This is a genomic window from Litoreibacter sp. GN1-5, assembly GCF_055693805.1.
Window position 1 is genome coordinate 2,825,120 of record NZ_JBVFUP010000001.1, and the last position, 18,531, is coordinate 2,843,650.

Annotated in this window: 18 protein-coding genes and 1 pseudogene; 9 read left to right on the forward strand and 10 right to left on the reverse strand. The window is 55.3% G+C overall.

The genetic code is table 11. The annotated features are described in order from the left end of the window. The first annotated feature begins 1 nt into the window (after position 1). From tenA to ACZ1HF_RS14120, 6 genes are all read left to right on the forward strand, one after another. Positions 2–685 carry a thiaminase II gene (gene tenA / locus ACZ1HF_RS14095; protein WP_472658105.1) on the forward strand — a complete coding sequence of 228 codons (684 nt, stop codon included), beginning with the start codon at positions 2–4 and terminating at the stop codon, positions 683–685. Further along, complete coding sequence (locus ACZ1HF_RS14100) at positions 682–1,410, forward strand: ABC transporter ATP-binding protein (protein ID WP_472658106.1); 729 nt, start codon at positions 682–684, stop codon at positions 1,408–1,410. Before tenA ends, ACZ1HF_RS14100 begins: the two co-directional genes overlap by 4 nt. Next, on the forward strand, positions 1,407–2,159 hold the full coding sequence (locus tag ACZ1HF_RS14105) for an ABC transporter permease (RefSeq protein ID WP_472658107.1): 753 nt from the start codon (positions 1,407–1,409) through the stop codon (positions 2,157–2,159). The genes ACZ1HF_RS14100 and ACZ1HF_RS14105 overlap by 4 nt, the downstream gene beginning before the upstream one ends. Before the next feature lie 154 nt (positions 2,160–2,313). After that, the gene (locus ACZ1HF_RS14110) at positions 2,314–3,312 is read left to right on the forward strand and encodes an AraC family transcriptional regulator (protein ID WP_472658108.1); all 999 of its coding nucleotides are present in this window, start codon (positions 2,314–2,316) and stop codon (positions 3,310–3,312) included. Between the two features lie 104 nt (positions 3,313–3,416). Continuing rightward, positions 3,417–4,244: an NAD(P)H-binding protein gene (locus ACZ1HF_RS14115; RefSeq protein WP_472658109.1), complete on the forward strand. Its 828-nt coding sequence runs from the start codon at positions 3,417–3,419 to the stop codon at positions 4,242–4,244. Between the two features lie 67 nt (positions 4,245–4,311). Next, complete coding sequence (locus ACZ1HF_RS14120; protein WP_472658110.1) at positions 4,312–4,803, forward strand: anthrone oxygenase family protein; 492 nt, start codon at positions 4,312–4,314, stop codon at positions 4,801–4,803. Positions 4,804–4,907: 104 nt separating this feature from the next. On the opposite strand, the gene ACZ1HF_RS14125 is transcribed toward ACZ1HF_RS14120, so the two are convergent. From ACZ1HF_RS14125 to ACZ1HF_RS14135, 3 genes are all read right to left on the reverse strand, one after another. Further along, positions 4,908–6,731 (reverse strand): ABC transporter ATP-binding protein, encoded by a 1,824-nt coding sequence (locus ACZ1HF_RS14125; protein WP_472658111.1) that lies wholly within the window; start codon positions 6,729–6,731, stop codon positions 4,908–4,910. 315 nt (positions 6,732–7,046) lie between these two features. Next, positions 7,047–8,009: a DUF5666 domain-containing protein gene (locus ACZ1HF_RS14130; RefSeq protein WP_472658112.1), complete on the reverse strand. Its 963-nt coding sequence runs from the start codon at positions 8,007–8,009 to the stop codon at positions 7,047–7,049. Continuing rightward, complete coding sequence (locus tag ACZ1HF_RS14135) at positions 8,002–8,853, reverse strand: DUF6502 family protein (RefSeq protein WP_472658113.1); 852 nt, start codon at positions 8,851–8,853, stop codon at positions 8,002–8,004. Before ACZ1HF_RS14135 ends, ACZ1HF_RS14130 begins: the two co-directional genes overlap by 8 nt. A gap of 144 nt (positions 8,854–8,997) precedes the next feature. Here ACZ1HF_RS14135 and ACZ1HF_RS14140 point away from each other — a divergent pair, with 144 nt between their 5' ends. Both ACZ1HF_RS14140 and ACZ1HF_RS14145 read left to right on the forward strand, forming a co-directional pair. Beyond that, a complete protein-coding gene (locus ACZ1HF_RS14140) occupies positions 8,998–9,495 on the forward strand; it encodes a fasciclin domain-containing protein (RefSeq protein WP_472658114.1) in 498 nt (165 codons plus the stop codon). Between the two features lie 43 nt (positions 9,496–9,538). Then, positions 9,539–10,924 (forward strand): fasciclin domain-containing protein, encoded by a 1,386-nt coding sequence (locus ACZ1HF_RS14145; protein WP_472658115.1) that lies wholly within the window; start codon positions 9,539–9,541, stop codon positions 10,922–10,924. Between the two features lie 103 nt (positions 10,925–11,027). Here ACZ1HF_RS14145 and ACZ1HF_RS14150 read toward each other — a convergent pair whose 3' ends face one another. Continuing rightward, a complete protein-coding gene (locus tag ACZ1HF_RS14150) occupies positions 11,028–11,561 on the reverse strand; it encodes a hypothetical protein (RefSeq protein ID WP_472658116.1) in 534 nt (177 codons plus the stop codon). 443 nt (positions 11,562–12,004) lie between these two features. Here ACZ1HF_RS14150 and ACZ1HF_RS14155 point away from each other — a divergent pair. Continuing rightward, positions 12,005–12,972, forward strand: a pseudogene (locus ACZ1HF_RS14155) (IS481 family transposase). A 17-nt stretch (positions 12,973–12,989) separates the two neighbouring features. Here the strand turns inward: ACZ1HF_RS14155 and ACZ1HF_RS14160 are convergent. The 6 genes from ACZ1HF_RS14160 to ACZ1HF_RS14185 are packed head-to-tail and all read right to left on the reverse strand — an operon-like array spanning position 12,990 to position 18,527. Then, a complete protein-coding gene (locus tag ACZ1HF_RS14160) occupies positions 12,990–13,892 on the reverse strand; it encodes a DMT family transporter (protein WP_472658117.1) in 903 nt (300 codons plus the stop codon). After that, entirely contained in the window at positions 13,889–14,683 is a 795-nt protein-coding gene (locus tag ACZ1HF_RS14165) for an ABC transporter permease (RefSeq protein WP_472659054.1), read from the reverse strand. Before ACZ1HF_RS14165 ends, ACZ1HF_RS14160 begins: the two co-directional genes overlap by 4 nt. Then, on the reverse strand, positions 14,676–15,614 hold the full coding sequence (locus ACZ1HF_RS14170) for an ABC transporter permease (protein ID WP_472658118.1): 939 nt from the start codon (positions 15,612–15,614) through the stop codon (positions 14,676–14,678). The genes ACZ1HF_RS14165 and ACZ1HF_RS14170 overlap by 8 nt, the downstream gene beginning before the upstream one ends. Continuing rightward, complete coding sequence (locus ACZ1HF_RS14175; protein WP_472658119.1) at positions 15,611–16,360, reverse strand: ABC transporter ATP-binding protein; 750 nt, start codon at positions 16,358–16,360, stop codon at positions 15,611–15,613. Before ACZ1HF_RS14175 ends, ACZ1HF_RS14170 begins: the two co-directional genes overlap by 4 nt. Then, positions 16,324–17,007, reverse strand: a complete 684-nt coding sequence (locus tag ACZ1HF_RS14180; protein WP_472658120.1) for an ATP-binding cassette domain-containing protein — start codon at positions 17,005–17,007, stop codon at positions 16,324–16,326. Before ACZ1HF_RS14180 ends, ACZ1HF_RS14175 begins: the two co-directional genes overlap by 37 nt. Beyond that, positions 17,004–18,527, reverse strand: coding sequence for an ABC transporter substrate-binding protein (locus tag ACZ1HF_RS14185; RefSeq protein ID WP_472658121.1), 1,524 nt, complete (start codon positions 18,525–18,527; stop codon positions 17,004–17,006). Before ACZ1HF_RS14185 ends, ACZ1HF_RS14180 begins: the two co-directional genes overlap by 4 nt. Positions 18,528–18,531 lie beyond the last annotated feature (4 nt).

Below are 18,531 nucleotides of genomic sequence, written 5' to 3' on the forward strand. Positions count from 1 at the left end.
CATGGCAGCCCCTTACGGAAACAGCTTCGCGCTTTGGCGACAGGGTGCGGGGAAACATTGGCAAGACTATACCCGCCATAGTTTTGTGCAGGGCTTGTCCGATGGCACCCTGCCCCGGACCGCATTCCTGTATTATCTGATCCAGGATTATATCTTCCTGCGCCACTTTTCGCGCGCTTGGGCGCTTGCGATTGTTAAGTCCGAAACGCTGGACGAGATGAAAACGGCTGCCAGCACGGTGGATGCGTTGATCAATCACGAGATGCAGCTGCATGTGTCGGCCTGCGCCAAGGAGGGTATCTCTGAACAGGCGCTTTTTGACGCGGATGAGCATCCCGCAAACCTTGCCTATACGCGCTACGTGATGGATGCCGGTGTTTCCGGCGACTTCCTCGACTTGATGGCAGCCCTTGCGCCTTGTGTGTTTGGCTATGCAGAAATCGGGGCGCGCTTGTCCGATGAGAAGGCGGACGACACAGCTTACGGCGACTGGATCGCAACTTATGCGAGCGCCGAGTACCAAGACGTTTGCAAGGCCATCGGCCAGATGCTTGACGGGGCCGTTGCGCGCCGATTGGGTGAAACCCCCGAGACGTCACTTCGTTGGGCGCATCTTCAGACCCGTTTCACCACCGCCACGCGGCTGGAAGTCAATTTCTGGCAGATGGGGCTGGATTACGTATGACCCCGGCACCCGCCATCAAGTTTTCTGGCAGTCTTGATCTGGGCGGTGTGTCTGTGTTCAAGGGCGTTACTTTCACGTTGGAAGCAGGCCAATGGAGCTGCCTTTTAGGGGCATCGGGCATTGGAAAGTCTACGGTTCTCAAGGTGATCGCAGGGCTTTTGCCCGAAGCCGCCTTCGATGGTGACATCATAGCCTCGGATGGTGGCATGGTTGCGGCGCGCAGCTGCTTTATGGCCCAGAAAGACCTGCTTCTGCCATGGCTTGATGTGCGTGGCAATGTAGCACTTGGGGCGAAGCTGCGGGGCGAGCGCCCCGATCGTGAGAGGGCGGAGCACTTGATTACAAAGGTGGGGCTAACCGGGCACGCTCATAAGAAACCTGCAGCGCTTTCTGGCGGAATGCGCCAAAGGGTGGCGCTTGCCCGGACGCTGATGGAGAACCGTCCGATTGTACTATTGGACGAGCCGTTCTCTGCCCTCGACGCGCGCACACGTGCCGAGATGCAGGAACTGGCTGTCGAGGTTTTAAGCGGTCGCACCGTTCTGCTGGTTACGCATGACCCTGCTGAAGCAGCCCGGCTTGGGCATCAGGTTCTGCTGATGGATCAAGGCGGTGTCACTGCTATCCCCGCCCCGGCCACAAGGCCGATCCGCCCTTTTGACGCGCCCGAGACACTTGATCTTCAAGCGCGGCTCTTTAAGCGATTGGGACGGCAAGCGGCATGAGACAGGTGCGCGACATTGCTCTGGCGGGTTTGCTTGGTGTGACCCTCTGGCAAGCCGCGATCTGGCTTCTTGGGCCGCCACCATTCATCCTGCCACCGCCGTTGAAAGTTGCGCAAACCATGGTCGCAAGCCGCGCTCTTCTGGCAGAAAATGCCCTTGTCACAATTACCGAGGTTGTCTTGGGGCTTTTGCTGGGCACAGCGCTTGGGGCCATAACGGCAATCCAGCTGGCGCTATCATCATGGGCGCGCAAGCTGACCATGCCGCTTCTGGTGTTTTCGCAAGCTGTCCCCGTATTTGCACTTGCTCCGCTGTTGACGCTTTGGTTTGGCTATGGGTTGGGATCGAAGATTGTGATGACCCTTCTTATCATTTATTTCCCGGTGACGTCTGCTTTCTACGATGGTCTCGCGCGAACAGACCGCGATGTTCTGGACCTGTCACGTAATATGGGCGGCAACACATGGCGCACGATGTGCCATGTCCGCATCCCCATGGCGCTGCCTGCGCTTGGGTCCGGGCTGCGGCTTGCTGCTGTTTATGCGCCCATCGGGGCCATTATTGGGGAGTGGGTCGGGGCTTCAAAAGGTCTTGGCTATCTCATGCTGCTTGCGAATGGGCGTGCCAAGACTGACCTGATGTTTGCCAGTCTCATTGTGCTGGCAGTTTTCACGATCCTTCTGCATGCGGCCGTTAACCGCCTTGCTGACAAAGTGGATGCTTATGCGAAAGGTGAAACCTATGACTGACTGACACGCTGTGCAAAGCCTGCCAAGAAGGCTGGGTGGCCACAATCCGGCCCCATCGAAACTCGAAATCGGCGCAGGTCACAATCGATGTCCAAGTCAGTTCTATCTTGGGCGTGACACAAAAAGACAATGCTTTAATATATTCCATATGGGGATGATCACGTCACTTTTTGCCCGCAAGATGGTGGCCGCGGCAGGGCCCGGGATCGACGCAAGGGCCCTTCTTGGCTTGGCTGGCCTTGACCACGATGCGCCCTGGGATCCGAAGGTCATGATGCCCGACACCGTATATTATGAGTTGCTGGAAAACATTGCAAAGCAGGCCGATGTCACGAAGCTTCCGCTGCAAGGCGGGGCTTCGATGCGCTGTGATGATTACGGAGCGCTGGGCTTGGCATGGAAGGCAGCGCCAACCCTGATGGGCTCGTTTTCTCGCGTTGAGCGTTATGCGCGCCTGTGGACCAGCGTGGTGGAGTACGAACTGAGGCAGACGGATCGTGGGACGCTCTTTATTCTGCACCGCTCAGGTCCGCGAAGGCTTGGGATGCGGCTGTCCAACGAAGCCACATTGGCCAGCGCAGTGTCGATCAGCCGTCAGGTTTGCCCGACCCGGTTTGCGCCGATTGAGGTGTATCTTACACATGACCCACCCGCGACGCTGCAACACCACGAAGCCTATTTCGGCTGCCCGGTGTATTTTGGTTCTGACCTCGACGCACTTCTGATTTCGCGCGAGGCGCTTGCGCAGCACAACATTCTTGGTGACGAGGGGATTACGCGCTTCCTGCTGTCGCATCTGGAGGCGGAACTCAGAGAAATCGGCGATGATGACACGCTGGAAACACTGACCAAGAACGCGATTGCACGTTCATTGAGCGAAGGGCTGCCAAAGATGGCTGATATTGCGCGTGGTCTTGGCATGAGCGCGCGCTCTTTTCACCGACGATTGTCCGAACATGGGCTGAGTTTCCAGACTCTGACCGCGACAACGCGGCGCGAACTAGCCGAAGGCCTTCTGCGCGACGAACAATATTCACTTACCGAGATCGCCTTTCTGACGGGCTTCTCGGAGCAAAGCTCCTTCACCCGCGCTTTCAAGCGGTGGGTTGGACGCACGCCCGTCAGCTATCGCAAGAACCACCCAACGGCCTGAAGACGCTTTGGCAACGACGGTCAAAACGCTGGCAATCGCGGTCAATACGGCAGCATAGGCATCGCCTATCCCTTGGTCATCACGTCAAGCCAAGGAGCAACATTATGACACCCAAACCAATTCTCGTTATCGGCGCCACTGGCAAAACCGGCTCACGCGTTACCGCGCGCCTAAAGGCCAAGGGTATGCCCGTGCGGCATGGGACACGCCGCGCAGCGATCCCCTTCGACTGGGAGACACCCGAGACCTGGGGACCGGCGCTGCAGGGCGTCTCGTCTGTCTATGTCACATACTTCCCCGACCTCGCCTTTCCCGGTGCCGTCGAAAAAGTCGAGGGGCTGTGCAAGATTGCCAAAGACGCGAATGTCGAGCGACTTGTGCTTCTGTCGGGCCGGGGTGAGCATCACGCGCGACTGGGAGAAGACGTCGTCCGCAATTCTGGTGTTAATTTCACACTCGTGCGCGCGTCCTGGTTCGCGCAGAACTTCAGCGAGGGTTATTTGCGCGATCCGATCCTTTCCGGCGTCCTTCCCATGCCCGGTGGCATGATCGAAGAACCTATCATCGATATAGACGACATTGCCGATGTCGTGGTGGCTGCTCTGACGGAAGAACGCCATTCGGGCCAGCTTTACGAGGTAACGGGCCCCTGGCTCATGAGTTTCGCGGACATGGCCGAGACGCTGTCACAGGCAATTGGGCGGCCGATTCAGCATATCCCGATCACTTTTGAAGACTTTCACGCAAATGTAGCGCAGTCGGGTGGTGACTTCGTGGCAGATGTCTTCACTGCAATTGCCCGTGAAACGCTGGACGGTCGCAACGCCAACATTTGCGATGGCGTGCAGCGCGCGCTTGGCCGACCGCCCCGCGACTTCACCGAATTTGCCAAGGCTGCGGCCATGGCAGGCAAGTGGTCTGCAGCAGCCTGAAGCCCCGCCCCTTGGTGGGAGACCAAGTTCTTCCACCACATTATCCAGCCCAAAAGGAGACTTCCCAATGTCCCCATTCTTTTTCTTTCTGACGCAAATCGCCATCCTTGCCTATGCGCTCATCGGCGGCGTTTTCCTTGCTTTTTCAGATTTCATCATGCGGTCGCTGGCCCATACAGGAGGCGGGGTCGAAGCAATGCAAGTCATCAACCGCGAGGTATTTCGCTGGGTTTTCATGACCCTGTTTCTTGGGATGGCAGCCGTGTCGCTTTTGATCGTCATTTACAGCGCAATCTATCTGAGCGGTGCACCGGGAATGCTGTTCCTGCTGGCCGGCACTGTCTACCTGATCGGGTGCTTCGCGGTTACAGTCTTCTTTAACGTCCCGATGAACGAAGCCCTGGCCGGCATGGAACTTACGGAAGACGCGACCCGGACGTATTGGACTGGCACCTATTTGCCGCGTTGGACATTTTGGAACACGGTTCGCACTTTGGCCTGTGCCTTGTCTGCGGCCTTGCTTTTGTTCGGGCTTTATTGGGTGTCACAACCAACCTGACGGAAAATCAACGGGCGGCGCACCTTTCGGCATCGCCGCCCGTTTTTCCATCTAAGTTAACGCAACAAAGCGGTCGCAAATGGCCTGCAAATCTGCGCGAAGCGTCATCTTATAAATCCGCCAGATTGTCGTGCCCAGAGGCTTGCATACAGACCTTTCTTGCTAAGCAACGTCTCATGTGGGCCGTCTTCGACAACCCGGCCTTCATCAAGGACGATGATCCGGTCCATCTGAGCAATCGTAGACAGGCGGTGGGCAATAGCGATCACGGTCTTGCCCTCCATCACACCATAGAGCGTTTTCTGGATTGCAGCTTCAACCTCACTGTCCAGCGCAGAAGTCGCCTCGTCCAGTATCAGGATTGGGGCGTCTTTCAGGATAACACGCGCAATCGCGATCCGCTGGCGCTGCCCGCCAGAAAGCTTCACGCCCCGTTCCCCAACCTGCGCGGCATAGCCACGGCGACCCTCGGGGTCTTCCAACTCTGTTATAAAATCATGCGCTTCGGCGCGCTTGGCTGCTGCAACCATCTGCTCTTCGGTCGCATCGGGCTTACCATACAGGATGTTTGCCCTGACGGACCGATGCAAAAGAGAGCTGTCCTGCGTGACCATACCGATCTGGTTGCGCAGGCTGTCCTGCGTCACATCTGCTACGGATTGACCATCGATCAGGATACGGCCCGCCTCCGCGTCGCGGAACCGCAAAAGCAAGTTCACAAGGCTGGACTTACCCGCACCTGATCTGCCGATCAGACCCACACGCTGCCCACTGGGAATTGTCAGACTGATACCGTCCAGACCGCCCTGTTCTTTGCCATAATGGTGGGTCAGGTCTTCAATCCGAATTTCAGCATTGCGCACGACCAATGGGCGGGCCCCCGGCCTGTCCACCACATCCTGCTGCTTGGCAATGGATCGCAGCCCTTCACGGATCACACCGGCATGCTCAAACAGACGAATTGTCACCCACATGATCCAACCGCTCATCCCGTTGAGGCGGATCGTCAGGGCGGTCGCCGCTGCGACCTCACCCACGGACACGATATCATGGGTCCACAGCCATATCGCCGGGCCAACGACACCAATGATCAACATGCCATTGATTGCATTCAGCCCGAAGGAAAGCTCGGTCATGAGGCGCAGGAACCGTTGAAACCGCAGCCGCAACCTGCGCATGGCAGACAAGGCATATTCTTCTTCCCGACCACCATGCGAGAAGAGTTTAACAGTCTCGATGTTGGCATAGGCGTCTACGACTCTGCCCGTCACCAAAGACCGCGCATCGGACCATTTCTCGGACGCAGAGGCCACACGGACTGCGATGCGTCGCACATAAAGAATGTAGACCACAAGCCAGATTGCCAATGGCAAACCAAGACGTATATCGATCTGACTAAGGATCAGGATCGCGCCCATCACATATGTGGCTGCGAACCATATCCCCTCGAAGGCCATATAGGTGCTGTCCTCAACGGCGGGGCCCATTTGCATGACGCGATTGGACAGCCTGCCAGCAAAATCGTTCTGGAAGAAGCTCGACGATTGCCCCAGCAAATGCTTATGCGCCCGCCAGCGCGTTTGTTCCTGCAGGTTTGACGCAAGCGTCTGTTCCAGAAACAGGTGGTTGAAGGTAATAACCAAAGGCCGCAGTAGCAGAATGAACAGCACCGCCAGAATGACTTCAACCTTATGCGCTGCCCAGAATGCAGAAGGTCCGGATGCGTTCATCAGGTCGATTATCCGGCCTGAATAGAAAATCAGACCGCTTTCCATGATAGCGACCAGAAAACCTGTCAGCGCCATCCAGGGAAGCCATCTTTTGAAAGGGGTCAATTGTGTTTTGACATACGCCCAAAGCGTCGCAGGCGGCGTACCAGCGGGAACAGTAACAAATGGATTTACGAGATTCTCGAATTTTCGAAACATGATGCCCTCCATAGGGCGTGGGATAAAATGTGATGATATGTTGGGCGGGGCTAAGCCACCCCTTCAGGACCGGCTTTTCAGCGTAGGCTTGGGATCCTGAAATAAATCATCAACATTCTCCGTCATGAATCGTATAAGTTCTGTTACCGTATTTTCGCCCGGATGTCAGGCCCCAAATTTCCTGACTTGGCAAGATTTTGCGACCTGATGGTCATGAACACTGAAATACGGGCGACGCGTGCAACGTCAAATTCCCTTTTGGCACGACTTCGCAGTGCGAACATATCACGCCGGACTGTAATTTCTCAGCCGCTCTTAAAGCCTGTATAATACATTATCCGCAGGCTTTTCGAGATACTGATCTGTCAGGACAGACCGTCGTTGTGCGAAATTCTGCGGAAGCACATAGCCTGCGGCAGCGCGGAACTTGCCATCGTAGCGCCCGAAATAGACAGCCCGTTCTGCGGCCAATTCCGAGAGTTTAACGTTTCTGTCAAAGCTATGGCCAAGGCCAGCGATACGATATCCGGGGGCTTCGGCTATTGGCTCCAGAAAGCCTTCGACGGATAGCTGTCTGAACCCGGATGCTTCGGCACCAAATCGGCCCTGCGTGACACGCTGCGCGGTCAATTTGCCATTCTTATATATACCGATCACAGTCGCATAACTTCCAACGGGCGGCAGCAAGCGGCCTTCGGACAAATCAATAACAGTTTTGCCAATTTTAAACCCGGTTGGTCCATTTTCTACAACAGTGCCTGCAACAAGGTCCTGAGTTTGCGGCGTCGGGTCAACGCGCGTTGCAATCAGGCCCGAAGCATCCCACACGCCGCTCAGCGCAACACGGGTGCCCGGCACAAGACGCCCGGAACTTCCCGCCTCAAGACGAACTGGGCTACCGTTGACGGTCACACCAGATTTGTCCCGCGTGACTTCCCCGACAAGAGGGAACGTGATGGCAATCCGGCGCGCGACCAACCGGTCCCTTGTGCGATATGCAGAAATTGTAAGCGGCGCACCAATGGCAAGCGCGGTCTCGGAGGCGCGACCAAATGCTGTTTGGATATTCGTGGATCCGTTCAGCTCTACCTTCAGACCGTTGACCAGAACACTGCCAAAATCAGTCATCAGGCCGACAATACCTGTCCCGCCGATCCCACCCTCAAAAGGGTCCACTTCGCCCTTGCTGACCTGAACTGCGGGCGCACAGCCAGATACAAGCCCGGCCCCCAAAAGCCCGATAAACTGGCGCCGCCGTATCGGTTTCATCTTACTCATTACCCTCTTTGTCTTCCGCGACCGCTTTAATATTTTCACGGTAAAAATAGACCCCATAGCGAAAACGCTCTGAATTATCAGATGCAGTTCGGTCACTGTTTTGCAGCTCAGAGCTAATTTTGTTCAGATCAACCAGAACATTCTGACTAAGCTTGCGCGCCTCGGCCTCAACCTGATCAACCGATGCAGCCGTAAGGCGGTTATAGAAAACTGCGCGCTCCAAAAAAGGGGACTTGTCTGACAAAAGATTTTCGGCTGCTGCGGCAAGATGATCCCCAACATTTGAGGCGAAGAATACCATTTTATGATCATCCGAAGATGGCCCCAGAATTGCGTCAGCTGTCACCTTCAAAGCGCCATCTTCTGTTTCAGACACAAGGCCCAGTCTCAACAGTTCATCCAGAACAGTGCGCGGTCGCACATCACGATTTACAGATCTCACGAGGCTTTCAAAATCAGCGCCATCTTCACCGGATTTATACAATACTCGCGGCGTGCCCGACGCGTCCAGGTAATCAGGATTGGCCATCCATTGGCCAAGAACGGTAGAGAAGACTGTTGTCTTTTGCCGGGTTTCTTCCCAACGATCCTGCGTGTCAGTTAAAATGCTACGCACGTCACGGCGATGAACACCTGTCAAAAGGCTGATACGGCTATCGGTTGGCGGGGCATCGTCGATACGAAATTCTTCGTGCGCCACCTCTACATAAACCTTTTTGAGCAGGCGATAGACCGTCGGCGCGGTGAGTCCGCGTGCTATAAGCGTGCGGACCAGAGGGCGCAAAAGCCCCTGTAAAACCCGCAAAAACGCGGTCGATCCTAAGTCTGTTGCTTGATCAGCCATATCCAATAATTATCAACTGTGGGATTTTTTTCCACAAAATTCTTGACCTTTTGGCAACCTGCGACAGTTTAGCGCTTGTGGGAAAAATTCACACACAATCTCAGCGCCCCGATATCAGTCGTGGCAAATACAAGGAAGACCCAAATGATCCGTCGTCGTTTTTTGAAAGCCAGCGCCGCGCTTGTTGCAGCAGCAGTTGTGTCAGGCTGTGCTGCAACTTCATCCTCAACCCAGAAAGACATTGTTGATACGGCTGTTGCTGCCGGTTCATTCAACACATTGGTCGCTGCAGTAAAGGCCGCTGACCTTGTCGATACATTGAAAGGTCCTGGACCCTTCACGGTCTTTGCACCAACCGATGAGGCATTTGCAAAACTGCCTGCTGGAACAGTTGAAAGCCTGTTGCTGCCAGAAAATAAGGACAAGCTTGTATCGATCCTGACCTATCATGTCGTCGCCGGCAGCCTTCCAGCCGCCAATATTGCCGGGACGCGTGGATCTGTGCCGACGGTACAAGGCTCCAAGCTTCACCTAGATGGGCGTAATGGCGTTCGCGTGGAAAAAGCGAATGTCGTCACTGCCGATATTGCTGCATCCAATGGCATCATTCACGTGATCGACTCTGTCCTGCTGCCGAAGTGAAGACACGAACAATTCCCCAGTAACTTATAAATGGAGATAACTCATGCCAAATTTCATGTTTCCATCTTTTCGTCTGCCAGAGTTTCAATTCGATCAGGCAGATGACATCCTGTCGAAAATCAACATGAGACAAATGGAAATCCAAGAGAAAATCGCGAAACTTAAAGAGGAGCTGAAGGACAAATTCGGTGACTTACCTAAACCGACTGAACCACCAGTAGAGCCGCCTCAGAATATTGTCGAAATCGCAAGCGGTTCTGACGATTTTAATCTGCTGGTCAAAGCTCTATCAGCCGCTGATCTGGTAGAAACCGTACAGGGTTTGGATGACGTCACGGTCTTTGCCCCAACAGATGCAGCGTTCAAGCAACTTGCTGTTGATCTTGGATATACTGGCGATACGTCTGACGAAGATGCCGTTTTTGCTGCCATCGTTGATGCACTGACAGAGCTGGGCGACGGGGACCCTATCCCGCTTTTGACAGATGTTCTGCTGTATCATGTTGCCCCAACTGCCAAGACCGCGGCTGAGATAGACGCAGCAGACACCATAACGACCCTGCTTGACGGTGCGACATTCAGCACAGAAGGCTCAGAGCTTATCGACAATGAACCGGACATTGATAATCCTAACATCGTTGCCGCTGATATTGAGGCGTCAAACGGTGTAATACAGGGCATCGACCGTGTTCTTTTGCCAATCGATATTCCAGGCAACACCCCCGAGCCGCCAACCGAACTAGGTTCGCTGACACAAATCGTTGCCGCCAGTGGTGGAGAGTTTGACACCGACAACACGGACTTCGATCTGCTTCTTAATGCGGTCCAAGCCGCCGATCTTGCTGGGGCACTGGACAACCCTGATGCTGATCTCACGGTATTCGCACCAAATGATGCGGCCTTCATTGGTCTGGCGCAAACGCTGGGTTATGAAGGGAAAGCAGAAGACGAAGCATTTGCATTCATAGTTGAAGCCCTGACAAATCTGTCAGATGACGGCAATCCGATCCCTCTGCTGACAGACATCTTGCTGTATCACGTCGCCCCGAGACGACTTGATGAAGATGCGGTTTTATCCTCAGACACAATCGAAACGCTCTTGGGCAGTGAACTCGGGGTTGATGGTGCGGCCTTGGTCGACGCAGATCCAGACGTGGCAAACCCGAATATCATCACAACCAACATTGCGGCCTCAAACGGTATTGCGCATGTCATTGATGGTGTTCTGCTGCCAATTGATCTGATGACGTCCGACGTTTCAGATACCGATATGATGGCAAGCGATGTCGACAGCTTTGTCTTCTCCGGCTCTGATAAACCCGGTTTTGATCTTGCCAGTGACGTAAGCCAAATCGACCTCAGCAGTGTGGAAACAGCCCTTCAAGGCATACAGGATATATTCTTCAACGAAGCTGACTTCTTGTTCTAAAATCATCCGGCCCCGGTGCTTTCAATCTGAGTGTGTCCAGCACAAAGAAACCCGGGGCCGTTTGCCCCTAAACTTGCTTTACGGTCGATTTGCGCGCGAATGTTCAGGCCGTAAGAGAATACCCTTCGTTTATCATACAGCGCGCACGATAAACCGGGACCAGATTGCCAGAACGCAACAGGGACATGACACGACATTGCTCTGGTAGAAAGAACAGCCCCTTACCTCGTTTTTCCAAACATTGCTCTGCAAACACATAACGATCAGGGTCGGCCGGTGAAATTCGAAGGCAATCCGACGGCAGGACGTCATTCGTGGAAGTTACGCCGATAACCGTCTCAAAAGGACCATCTGGACCGTTTGGCCAAAAATCGCTTCGCCCCGAAATATCGCCTTGTGGATTAACTATTATGATTGTCGGATTGCCCGTTCCACCAGGTTGGGGGACAGTCTCTTCACCAATAACGATTGGGTCTGGTCCGGTTGGTGGGTACTGGTCGCCTTCATCTAAAGTGATTGGGACACATGCAACTAGGCCGCAAATCACTGGAATAAGCAAAAATCTCATTTCAAATATCCAATATTTCAAGCGTTTTAAAACATCTGTCTTAAGAACAATTACAGTTTCAACAAGCACTGCTTATATTTAATGCATCAGCGACTTAACCTGCGGATCAACTATATTTGAATCAGCTTCAATAGCAAAGTTCCAGTAATTTGATGAGCGCGATAATCCGCTCAATAAACGCCTACATCCAAACCTGCTGCACCATGCGCAAGTATTACCGTTCAACTCAAATCGGAGGAATTTTCACTGTGGAACGTCGCGCATCTTTAACCCGATGCCCCAGTTTTCTGAATCCGACCAATGAGCCGCGTCACGCAATACTGACCCAAACGTCAAACATCTCTGACCCTGACCGAACCTTCATTGTGACAGCCACGAACTGGTAAGATGCGAGACGAAGCGCCCGTTCGGTGAACAAATTCCAACGGCCGCTTTCGGTCACTTAACGTCACTAGGTGTTTAGTCCCGGCATGTGGTGGTCTACTGATTTGTGACCATCAGAAGGGTGAACTATGGGACAAATTCTTCACGGGAGCGCCAAGACCACGCACGCCGTCCGAGCTCTCATACAGCGATCGCAAGCTTCGAACGCGGCGCTGAGTCGGGAACTGGGCATCAACGTCAAGACCGTCGCAAAGTGGCGCAAGCGTGACAGCGTTCAAGACGCTGCTATGGGGCCGAAGGAAGCCCATTCCACGGTTCTCAGCATCGAAGAGGAAGCCGTCATCGTCGCGTTCCGGCGGCACACGCTGCTGCCTCTGGATGATTGTCTCTATGCGCTGCAGCCCAGCATTCCGCATCTCACCCGATCATCATTGCATCGGTGCTTGCAGCGGCATGGGATCAGCCGTCTTCCAGATGTCGAGGGCGACAAGCCGAAGAAGAGGGCGACAAGCCGAAGAAGAAGTTCAAACGTTACCCGATTGGCTATTTCCACATTGACATCGCAGAAGTACGCACTGGAGAGGGGAAGATCCGTTTGTTCGTGGCCATCGACCGAACCTCCAAGTTTGCCTATGTCGAGCTGCATGAGAAGGCGGGCAAGATGATTGCCGCCCAATTCCTGCGCAATCTAATTGCCGCCGTGCCATACAGGATCCACACGATCCTGACGGATAACGGCATCCAGTTCACCAATCGCAAACAGGACACATCCGCATTCGAGCACATCTTTGATCGCGTTTGTCGCGAGCACGAGATCGACCACCGCCTGACAAAGGTGAACCATCCGTGGACGAACGGCCAGGTTGAACGCATGAACCGGACAATCAAAGAGGCGACGGTCAAGCGATATCACTATGACACACATTCACAGCTTGAAACGCACGTCACCGACTTCATTGCAGCCTACAATTACGCACGCCGATTGAAGACGCTGCAAGGCCTCACACCATTCGAATACATCTGCAAAATCTGGACAACCGAACCGGAACGCTTCAATGTCGATCCGACCCACCACATGCCGGGACTAAACAACTAGGCACAGCAGTGCATTCCTCATCGCGCTCTATTCAGTGGCAGAGCCTTGTTCTTTTCAGCAGCTGCAATCGCGGCCCCTAGCAAGACCAAGGGCAGTGCGAACAGAAAGCTCGTTGAAAGTGACAACCTGAAGATCAAAAGGTCGGCTAAAATTGGCCATAAGATCGCGATGTACTCAAATGGGGCAAGCCGTGTCGCTTCAGCATAACGAAACGCAAGTGTCATTGCGATATGTGCGAAGCCACCAAAAAGACCTGAACCGATCAGCAAGAAAAGTGTCCAGCTGCTTGGTATGATCCACCCTGATGGCAAAGTAAGGAGAGCGCCGATCATCGACGCCAGCACAAAATAAAGCGCGATTGCCCCTGGGCTTTCAGTGCGGTTGAGGCTGCGCACCATAATCAACGCAATCGCAGCAAGGGCCGCAGATAGAATGGCGAGACCAAAACCTATGAGGCGTCCGCCAGATGCGCTACTATGGCCCAGCTCCGGCCAGACCATGACGATGACCCCGGTAAAGCCAAAGACAAGCCCGCTGACCCGCCAAATTGTCAAACGCTCGCCCAGCAGAACCACTGCGGCGACAGCCATCAGAATTGGGGAGAGTTGCGCGATCAATGTTACTTCGGCAACGCTTAATCGCGCAATGGCAGCGAAAGATGCAAACAAAGCGAGCGCGCCAAAGCTTGCACGGATCAGGTGACCGATCGGACGTTTGGTCGCCAAGCCTTGTGGGAACTCGCCTCGCAGCCAGAGGAAAACGATCAACGGTATGATAGCGAAGGCGGACCTGAAAAAGACGATCTCGCCAAGTGGCACGCCCTCGCTGACAGCTTTGACGCAAACAACCATCCCCGCGAAAAGCACGCCGGACAGGATGCGCAATCCGATCCCGAGCCGTGGGCGATCTGTGTCAGTCATGCCTTATGGTCCTGCTCTGCCAGTGCGTCGCGCAGCGCATCACCCGCCAAATTGATGGCAAGCACGCAAATCACCACGGCCAAGCCGGGCCAGATCATTTGCAGCGGGGTCGAGCGCATATGGATACGCGCATCCAGCAGCATCGTCCCCCATTCGGGCATCGGCGGTTGCACCCCAAAGCCAAGGAACCCAAGCGTGGATATGCCAAGAATGGCCCGTGCGAACATGCCGGTCCAGACCACTGTCAGGGAGGGTAGTAACGACGGCAGGTAGTGCCACCGCGCAATGCCCAAACTGGAAACGCCTGCAAGACGTGCCTGAACCACATAGCCGCGTGTCTTCAACGACAACCCAATGGCGCGCGCAACTCGCGCATAACGCATCCAACTTGTGACAGTCAGCGCGAAGATCAGGCTTCCTGTGCTCGCGCCCAAAACCCCTGCAATCACGACCGACGCAACCAGTTCTGGAAAGGCAAGAAACGTGTCTGTTGTGCGCATTACGATCCAATCAACCACCTTGCCACCAAGGGCTGCGAGCAGCCCTATCAATGTGCCAATCACCAGCCCGATCACCGAGATCAAAAAAGCCAGCCCCAGCGACCATCGCGCCCCATGCAGTAACCGGGACAGAATATCGCGGCCCATGGCATCTGTTCCCAACCAGGCTTGAAGATTTGGCGCGCTTAGACGGTTCGGAATGTCTATTTGTGTTGGATCAACGGGAGCCAACATCGGGCCGAACACCCCGAGTGCGACAAGGATAAGAACAAGCCCGGCGACGCTACGCATCATGCTCCCCGATCCGGGGATCGAGGGTGCGGTAAAGCAGATCGATCAACAGATTGACGACCACGAAGACCACGGCCGTAACCAGCACCGCCGCTTGCACCTTTGGAAAGTCACGGGCACCAATTGCGTCCACGAGGAAACTGGCAAGGCCGGGACGGGCAAAGATGACTTCAACCACGACAAGCCCCTCCAACAGGAACGCCAGCTCTAAGCCCAAGACAGTTACAAAGGGGATCGCTGCGTGGGGTGCCACATGGTCGCGTTCAATGTCACGATTGACCACGCCTCGCCGCCGTAAGGCTGGCAGGAACGCCTGATCACGTGCTTCGAGAATGCCTGATCGCAGGATGCGCGTGAGCGATGCCGCGACGCCCAAGCCCAGCGTCAGTGCGGGTAAGATCATATGTGCCGAGGTGCGCGCGCCCATCGCCGGCAACCAGTCTAATTGCACCGCAAAGAGCAAGATCAAAAGAAGGCCTAGCCAAAAGGCCGGGATCGCCACACCAATGGATGCCAACGCCACGGCCCCCCGATCCAGCCAGCCACCTTGTTTGTGTGTGGCAATCAGCGCAAGTGGGACAGATACCACCAAACCAAAGAACAGCGCCGCCAATGCGAGCGGTACAGTATGGGATATGGCCGTCACCATTTCCGGCCAAACATCACGTCCTGTCACGGAAGATTGTCCAAAGTCACCCATCAACAAAGGCGTTATCCATGCTTGGAAGGCTTGAAAAAATCCAGCGTCCAAACCGGCCTCAGCGCGGACCAGATCAATCACTGCGGTTGGGACGATCGCGTTATGCCGAGCCATCGCAGTCGCCAGCGCGGGATCGCCGGGCGCATGCCACAACAATGCAAATGTCGCCAACGCCGTTCCAGTTAGGACCACAACAGCGCGCAGAAGCAGGCTCACGATAATCTGGATCATGCAACGCGTTCCAATGCCCCAAGTGCAAACGCGGCGTCTCGCAAGGTCCGGCCATAGGCGGTTTGTGGAGCTTCAACAAAGGCCCGCGCGGACATGAGTTCTTCGATGCGACCGGCTCGCAGAACCGCAATCTCGTTTGCGAAGGCCGCAGCATAACCAAGATCATGCGTCACGATGAGAGCGGCAAACCCTTCTTCACGCTGTATTTGCGCGATCAGCCGTGCGGTGTGCTTTTGTGTCACCGCATCCAATGCGGAAAGTGGTTCATCAAACAGAACCAACGGCGGGGCTGCAATCAGCGCGCGCAAGATCCCGACACGCTGCGCTTGTCCGACTGAGACCTCGGTTGGGCGTCGATCCAGCAGGTCTGGCGCAATCTCCAGACCGGCACAAAGACGCGCCAGCCGATCATTATCTAGTACCCGCCTTCGCAACGGCTCTTTCACAGAGCGGATTAACGACATATGGGGATTAAACGCGCTGCGCGGTTCTTGCATGACAAGCGCTGGTCGGCAATTGCGCACAGGTTTCGCGTCCCATGTCACGTGTCCGGCAGCACACGGAACAAGCCCGAGGATGGCATTGATCAACGTCGATTTGCCTGCGCCACTTTCGCCGACCACCGCGAGCGTTCGGCTTGGAGCAAGCGACAATGACACGTCTTTTAGCGTCACAACTGAACTGTATCTGACAGAGACCTGATCCACCTCTAGCATGGCAGTTCCAGCCAGTTGCGATGTGCGCAAAGCGCCTTGGCGGCTTGTGTCGTTGGAGCCAGGAGAAACCGTTCGGTGGGTGCATCTTCGACAATTTTGCCGTCATCCATAACCATCAAGCGGTGGACCCTATTGGCAGCAAGCCCAAGGTCGTGGGTGATCAACAACAGTGCTGTTTGGCGATCTGTAAGATACTCATCCAGCAAATCCATCGTGCCCGCCGCGACAACAGGATCCAGCGCAGAGGTTGGTTCGTCCATCACAAGCAAATCAGGCGTGCCGATCAAAGCCATTGCGATGACAAAGCGTTGTTGCATCCCCCGGCTCCATCCCCACGGGCGCTTGCGCAGATCATCGCCCTCAATATGCAATGCATTGAACAGCGTCTGTTGGCGGGTTGGGTCTGGCGCAAGGTATAGTGCGCGTTCCGCTTCGCGCCAGTGAAAGGCCATTGACCGCAAAGGATCAAGCGCTTCATCCGGACTTTGCGGTATGTGGGCGACACGCGCGCCTTGAGCGCGCAAAGCATCAATCAACACATGGCCCAGCGTCGATTTTCCTGACCCCGACGCACCGACAAGCCCGACGCGCTCGCCGGGCTTGATATCCACATCCGTGGGATGAAGAATGGTGCGACCCGAGCGGATAGCGCTCAGGCCAGTTGCGGCGATGGTCATTCGGTCAGTTTCGTCTCGTGCGTGATCCAATAGGTCTCTGTCGGGTGAACCGCATAGCCCGTCAAGCCCGCGCGTGCGACATTGGTTTGACTGACGTGAAATACTGGGATCATCGCGGCGTCTGCGGCGATGATCTCTTGCACTTTGTAATAGATCGCTTCACGGCCCTCTTGTTCAAAGGTCGTGCGGCCATCGGCCAGCAGTTGATCCAATTCCGGGTTGTTGTAGCTGCCAGCGTTTGACCCGCCAGTAGATTTCAGCAGCTCCTCAAGAACGGCGCCAGGGTCACCTTGTGGTGTCGTCACCCAAGCCTGCAGGAACATGTCAGCATCACCCGCCGCAATTGCATCGTTGCTGGCCCCGTATTCGCCAACGCTGATTGTGGCTTTGACGCCGATGGCCTGCAGAAAGGCTTGGGTCAGCTCCGCTGTTGGCGGCAATGCCGCGCGAGAGGAATACGTCACGATGTCAATTTCCAACGGCGCACCGTCGAGCATCCATGCGCCGCCTTCTTTGACAGCACCCGCTTCGGCGAGCAGTTCCTCGGCCAAGGCCGGATCATAAACCGGATCAATGTCCGCCGCCCATCCCATGCCAGCCGGATAAACTGTACCCGCAGGGACGCCACCAACACCAGACAGGGCGGCTTGAACGATCCCGTCACGGTCAATCGCGGCAGACACAGCACGCCGGATCAGCGGGTTCGCCATAGGGCCGCTGGCTGCATTTACTGTGTAGAAATAGAGCCGTGCCGTTGGAGCCGCAAAGCCAAGTGCGCCGGTTTCCTGAATGCGCGCGAAATCCGTTTCGGGATAGTTGATCACCATATCAACCTCGCCCGCTTCAAATGCCAGCGCAGATGCGCCGGGATCGGGGATGCTGACGACGCGCACTTCTTCAAAACCCGGTGCGCCAAGGCGGTAGTCGCTGTTTGCCGCGACCCGGTAAAGCTGATCCGGGACCGCCTCTTGGAAAACATAAGGGCCGGTGCCGTTGATCGGGTAATCCTCTGATGCTGCGCCGAGAATGGCAATGCCCGGCTCTGACAATGTCCATGGGAAGGCCGCGTTAGGGCTGTTTGTCTCAAACACAACAACCAGATCGCCATCGGTCGACATTGACGCAAGATCCAACAGGCTCGCAATGCGTGCATTGTGGCCAGGGTGATTTTCGTCAGAGATCGGTGTGATAGCATCGACGACGGATTGTGCAGTCACGGGCGCGCCGTCGTGAAACGCTAAACCTTCGCGCAACGTTACACGCCACGTTGTTGGTGTGGATTGCGCGATCCCCTCTGCCAAGCGCGGATAAAGGTCTAACTCATAATCAATCCCCATCAGGGTTTCGGTCACGCCGGTTTGGTTCGACATCCAGCCATTGTAGCCCGCCCGAGGGTCAGGGACCGGGTCGCTGGAAATGAATCCTACAGAAATATTGAGCGTTCCCTCCTGTGCAGCGACAGGCAAGGCGGTAGAAAGAGAAAGGATTGCAGCAACGGCAAGCCGTGTCATGAACGACATAAGA